This is a genomic window from Bacteroidota bacterium, assembly GCA_018831055.1.
Taxonomy (GTDB): Bacteria; Bacteroidota; Bacteroidia; order Bacteroidales; family B18-G4; genus M55B132.
On record JAHJRE010000174.1, the window covers coordinates 1 to 6,469 of the forward strand.

General features: G+C 41.9%; 3 protein-coding genes. All 3 read left to right on the forward strand.

All coding sequences use genetic code 11. The annotated features are described in order from the left end of the window. Window positions 1-2,875: T9SS type A sorting domain-containing protein (locus KKA81_11305; GenBank protein MBU2651513.1), on the forward strand; the 2,875-nt coding region annotated here is incomplete at its 5' end. A gap of 79 nt (window positions 2,876-2,954) precedes the next feature. After that, window positions 2,955-4,436, forward strand: coding sequence for a T9SS type A sorting domain-containing protein (locus tag KKA81_11310; GenBank protein ID MBU2651514.1), 1,482 nt, complete (start codon window positions 2,955-2,957; stop codon window positions 4,434-4,436). Between the two features lie 253 nt (window positions 4,437-4,689). After that, window positions 4,690-6,312, forward strand: a complete 1,623-nt coding sequence (lnt, locus tag KKA81_11315; protein ID MBU2651515.1) for an apolipoprotein N-acyltransferase — start codon at window positions 4,690-4,692, stop codon at window positions 6,310-6,312. The last annotated feature ends 157 nt before the right edge of the window (window positions 6,313-6,469 follow it).

Consider the following 6,469-nt stretch of genomic DNA (forward strand, 5'->3'; position numbering starts at 1 on the left):
CAATCCGGATCCTGTAATTGAATTATCCGATGAAGGTAACTGTTTCGAATTAGACATGAATGGTTTGGATACAAGTCCGAATATCTGTAATCTTACAAATTATAAAGATATAAAGATAAGCTACGATATTAACTGCCCCATTTCAGGAGATGGATTTAATAAAGCAACATACCTTATAGATATCCATCAGGATGACGAAGATGTGGTAGATGACTTTGAGTTTACATTGGTGTATTTCGATTGCACTCTCGACCAAAATCCTGAAAGGATTGATGAATATACCCTTTGGGAAGATTATATTGTAAAAAATCATGATGATTATATCCAAAATGGTGGAGCCCTTGAAATAACCGGACTGGTTGGGATGGCACCGGGAACAAATATTTTTGTTGAAACAGGTGGGCAATTGCTGTTAAATGGAGGAAAAATCACCAATGTCTGTGATGCTTTTTGGGAAGGCATTGATGTATGGGGGGATACATATCTGAGCCAGTACCCTTTTTCAAACCAGGGCTATGTGAGAATAACAAACGGTGGAACTATTGCTCATGCAGATGATGGAATTCAGGTTTCAAGAATCATTAACGGAGAGTATTATTATGGAACTACGGGAGGGATTATAAAATGCGATAGCGCCTTTTTCTCTAACAACAACACCGATGTATCATTCTATTCATACACGAATTTTAGTCCTTATTCGCAGGCCGACATGCCGAACGCATCATATTTCAAGAATACCTGTTTCATTAATGACGAAATATGTATAAAAGAAAAGTATGTAAGCCTGAATACTGTTGATGGAATTAAGTTTAAGGGTTGTTCTTTCACAAACAACGTAACTCAGGCTGATTGCCAGTCTCAGCAATTCAAGGGAAACGGAATATATAGTTTTAATGCAGGTTTTTATGTCCAAAGTTATTGCAGGGATAATACATACCCCTGCACCAATCCCATTCCATGTTCATTCTCCAGCCTGGATCATGGAATTTATGCGCTGAATGCAGAATTCAATGAAATAATAGATATTGACAGCGCTATCTTTAAAAACAATAAAACCGGCATTTATATGAGCCTTGTTTCACAACAAAGCATCAACAGGAATAGCTTTGTTCTTGATGAAAACCATGACTTGTCGGGCTATGGAGATGAAATTGTAATAGGAGCCAATCTGGAATACTGCCAGAACTTTACAATCGAAGAAAACGATTTCTTAAATGCTTCAAATCTCATTGAAACCGGTGGATTGCAGATTTTAAATGCGGGACCACATCATAATGAAATATACAACAACAGTTTTAATGGGCATAAGGCAGGAATTATTGCTGCCGGAAACAACAGAGATGGATATGGCACAGGCTTATGCATTAAGTGCAACGATTTCACGGATTGCACAAATGACATTTATGTAACAAATGAAGGCGGTAGCGGTTATTTAGGTGTTGCATATAAGCAGGGAGATGTTGCTCCTATACCACCACAAGGCCAGTATCCCGATCCAACCTATGCAGCCGGCAATACATTTACTGAAATGAGTGGGGATTATACCAACTACACGAATCTTGAAAATTGCCACCAGATTGAATATACCTATCATGGGAATGTTGGGAATCCTGAAATAAAAGTTGAGCCGGATCATCGTAACCCACCAGCTCCTTCTGAACATATAAAACCAATACCAGATCAAAGTGTTACTTATAATTCAAAATCAGAAGCCTGCCCGTCAAATATTGGAACCGGAATAAACCTTACTTCAGCATCAAGCATGCTGGCCAGTGAATCAGCTCTTGTTGATGCTTACCTTGATACCTTGAACATATATATTGACGGTGGTGATACGGAAGGGCTGAACCAGGAAGTTCAACTCAGCTTACCGGATGAAGCCCTTGAAGTAAGACAGGAGTTGATGAGCCACTCACCATATTTATCCGATACGGTGATGATCTCATCCATTCAAAAGGAGAATGTACTGCCGAATGTCATGATCCGTGATGTATTGGTAGCCAACCCACAATCGGCCAAAACACCATCCGTGATGCAGAACCTGAATGCACGATTTGATCCTATGCCCGACTATATGATGGATGAGATAATGATGGGTCAATATGTATTTGGCAATAAGGAGCTTCTGGAACAAAAACTGTCAGGCCATAAAACAGCAAGAGACAGATCTTTTGCCAAACTACTCAGACATTATCATAGTGATACCATCAATGCTTCATCAGGTGATAGTATAATATCCTTATTATACAGGCAAACTTATCCAGAAGCGCATTACCACTTAGCGTTGTATTATATAAGCCATGGCGATTCAGCAAATGCATTTGCTATTATGAATGATATTCCCAACCAATTCACCTTAAGCCCGAATGAGACGGAGATCTGTAATCTTTATTCAGATCTGATCGAAATCCAATGGGATATCATCAAAGACACCAATGCTTTGGACAGTGTCCAAATTGCCAGTGTTTATGACATATATTTTCATCAAAACACCTTACCCGGAGTATTTGCACGCAATATGTTAATTAATGCAAATGAGCTTCAATATATTGAGCCTGTTTATTTACCTGCAAACTTCAAGGTCACTCCTATCTGGCATCACCAGGGAAGCAAAAAGCAGGCATCAAAGCTTTTGGTTTTCCCTAATCCTGCGAAAACATTTTTTATTGTTGAATATTCTTTGGACCGGCATTATGATGATGCCCTGTTGATCCTGACAGACATTTCGGGAAAACATATTGCATCCATTGATGCTGAGTGTCAACAAAACCAAGTACTTGTTCCTGTGCATGACCTTCCGGCAGGAATATATATTCTCCGGCTAATGCAGGGCTATAATATTTTAGAAAGTAAAAAAATATCTATTTCAAGATGATACTATGAAAACACCAGGGTTTATTATTATACTATTTTCTGCCTTGTTATCCATACAAGGGATCGCTCAAAACAGATGGATGAAAGTGTACCATGATGACGATGATGCCCCGAAACTGTTCTTAACAGAATCCTACGATCATGGTTATCTTCTCATGGGTAGGATGGGTTGGCCTTATCCACGTTATAATTGGTTGATCAAATCTGATATTAATGGCAATGTTCTTTGGGAAAAAACTATAGGTGATGGTATAAACGTAGTAGACATATATGGTATAGAATTAAATAAATATAATGACACATACCTTACTGGTGTTCGTGGTTTAGTAGGAGATTATCCAGATCCAATGATCATAAAACTTAATAAGTGTGGTGAAAAGGAGTGGTGCAAGATATACCCGAGTCCCGGTTACCAAGATTATATGAGTGGCCTATGTGTTACTAAAGATGGCGGATGTGCTACAATTATGCTGGGAGAGAGCCTAATTGATAAAGATTACCTTGTACGCTTTTCCAGGGAGGGTGAACAGCTTTGGATGTATCATTATCCACCTACTACCGGCCATACAGACAGCGAAAGGACTACAAACCTGATACTAACACCCGACCAGGGATTTTTAATGACCGGCTTTTGCTATTATTCAAATCCATGGGACACCCTTGCATATCTAAGCCCGTATTATATCAAAACAGACTCACTCGGAAATTTTGAATGGGAACTGGTTGCCGGTTTACATCCAAATAACATTGGTGGGAAAGCCCATACTACTGTAATTGGGCCCGACAGTACTTATTTCTATTCCTCCATTAGCCATTATTACCGCCATGGGATTGGGAATGCACCAGGCTTGTTAAAAATGGATATGAACGGTCAAATGGATACTGTTTATGACTTAAAACCACCAGGCTACAAAGGTATTTTGGATGATGCCAGGTTTTTTTCCGATTCAACATTGGCAGCCAGTGCCAGCTGGGAAGGCACCGCAGCCCCCAAGGCTGTGATAATCGATACTATGGGACATATATTATATGAACAGGATTTAGTGGATGAAATGTATATGGCCAGTGTTCGTGTCACATTCGACAAAAAAGCACTTTTTTATACTATGAAATACTTTGATTTGGAAGACCAATGGGATACGTATCTATTTAAATTGAACCAACATCTGGAAAGTGATACTTTTTATACCTACCCATTTAAATATGACACGCTTTGCCCATACCCCATCGCATCCGACACCATTGTCCCGGACGACTGCGGCCTCATCGTAGGCACCACAGAATGGCCTGCCATAAACACAAAATCCAATACCGCCGATGCCCTGGAGGTTTTCCCTAACCCGGCAAGGGAAAGATTAAATTGTCAATTGTCAATTGTCAATTCAGAATTGTCAATTTATTTATACGATATCTGGGGAAGACTCATTAAATCGATAAACATCCCCCCCAACCAATCCCAAACCCAGATCGATGTTTCCGACTACACGCCCGGGGTGTATTTTGTGGTGCTGAAAGAAGGGAAGGTGGTTTTGGGGAGAAAGAAGGTGGTTGTCTGCGATTAGAGGTGCGAAAGGAAAGGATTTTGGCAATTCTGTATTCTGTATTCTGTATTTTCAATAGGATTGGCAATATGCGATTTGATATTGTCAATGCATTGTAAATAGCAAATTCTCAATTGCATATCCGATTGTACCTACAGAATACAGAATACAGAATCCACAATTTCCCCTGCCGGTTTTATTAAGCAGGTGAAGCGAAATTTTAATTTCAGGTTTCTTCGATTCTTAATATCTTTATTCCCTTTAAACCTTTTCTATGAAAAAGCTTCATCTTCTTCTATTATCCTTGCTTTCAGGCGTTCTGCTGACCCTGGCCTGGCCGGCCGATGGCTTTCCGGGATTACTTTTTATCGCCCTGGTGCCGATGCTGTTTATTGAGGATTATATCCACCGGAACAAAGAACGCTTCCATCTTTTCAGCGTACTTTTTTACACATCTCCGGGTTTCCTGGTATGGACCTCCCTCACAACCTGGTGGATATGGAACGCAAGCCCGGCGGGAGGCTCCGCAGCAGTGATTGCAAATGCCTTGTTCATGGCTTTTGTATTTAACCTGTACCATGTTTCCAAGCGTTATATTTACCGGCCGGGTAAGGGCTTTTTTATCCTGGTTTTCTACTGGCTTTCGTTTGAATATGTACATCTCAACTGGGACCTGAACTGGCCCTGGCTCAACCTCGGCAACGGTTTTGCCAATTACGTGAAGTGGATCCAATGGTATGAGTTTACCGGTACCTTCGGGGGCAGTCTGTGGGTCCTCATGGTGAATATCCTGGTGTACTGGATTTTGTCAAATGGCCCTTCCAGGAAGCTGACGCCACGCATTTATTATGCCAATGTGATATTCCTGGGCCTTATTCTCGCTGTACCGCTGTTGTATTCGTTTATACGGTATGCCAATTATGTGGAGACCGGAACGCCCGTGGATGTGGTGGTGGTTCAGCCCAATGTTGATCCTTATACCGAACAATATGAGCTCCCGCCTCCCGAGGTGATCCGGAGAAACTTTGACCTCGCGAAAACCCTGATCGATCCTTCGGTTGAAGTGGTCGTTTGTCCTGAATCCGCTCTCCAGGAAAGCATCTGGGAAAGAAAACTGGAGTATTCCGAAAGCCTCGGGCTGGTGCAGGATTTTACCCGCGATCATCCCCAACTGGCCGTGATCATCGGGGCGTCGACGTTTAAAGAATACCACCCCGGTGAAGCCGTTCCGCCCTCTGCCCGGAAATTCCGCGATAACGAACGCTTTTACGATGCCTACAACACTGTTTTTTATATCGATACGGGAAAGATTACCCAGTGGTCGCACAAATCCAGACTCACCCCGGGCGTAGAAATGATGCCATACCCGAAATACATGCGCTTCCTGGAAAAATATGCACTCGACCTGGGCGGTACCATCGGAACACTGGGTACCGATGATAACAGGGTAGTTTTTACCCGCCCCCGGGACTCCCTGAAAATGGGTGCCGCCATCTGCTACGAATCCGTCTTTGGAGAGTTTTTCTCCGAATTTGTCATTAACGGCGCCAACATCATGTTCGTGGTCACCAACGACGGCTGGTGGGGAGATACCCCGGGGTACCGTCAACATTTATCCTTCTCCAGGATGAGGGCCATTGAGACAAGACGAAGCATCGGTCGATCCGCCAATACCGGTATCTCCTGTTTTATCAGCCAAAAGGGAGAGGTCTTCCAGAAAACGGAATATTGGGTGCCTGCTGCCATACGGCAGAAGATCAATGCCAATGATAAGATCACTTTTTATACCCGTTACGGGGATTATATCGCCAGAGTGGCGGTTTTCTTTACTTTTATACTGCTGCTTTATTCGCTGGCCGCCAAAACCATCAAAAGGAGAAGGATTACGCAGAAATAAATTTCTTCTTCAAGGGGGGATGTTTCCTTTTTTTGGGGACTAATATTTGGGTGCCACAGATTTCTTCTTTTTCATCCATGGGAATTTTAAAATTCATTTTTCTTTTTAATCTGTGAAAATCCGAGTAATCTGTGTTGAAAAAATAAACCACAGATTA

Bases quoted from the DNA above. Each gene is read 5' to 3' on its own strand.
- KKA81_11310 (MBU2651514.1), top strand. From the start codon at position 2,955: ATGAAAGTGTACCATGATGACGATGATGCCCCGAAACTGTTCTTAACA.
- lnt (MBU2651515.1), top strand. From the start codon at position 4,690: ATGAAAAAGCTTCATCTTCTTCTATTATCCTTGCTTTCAGGCGTTCTG.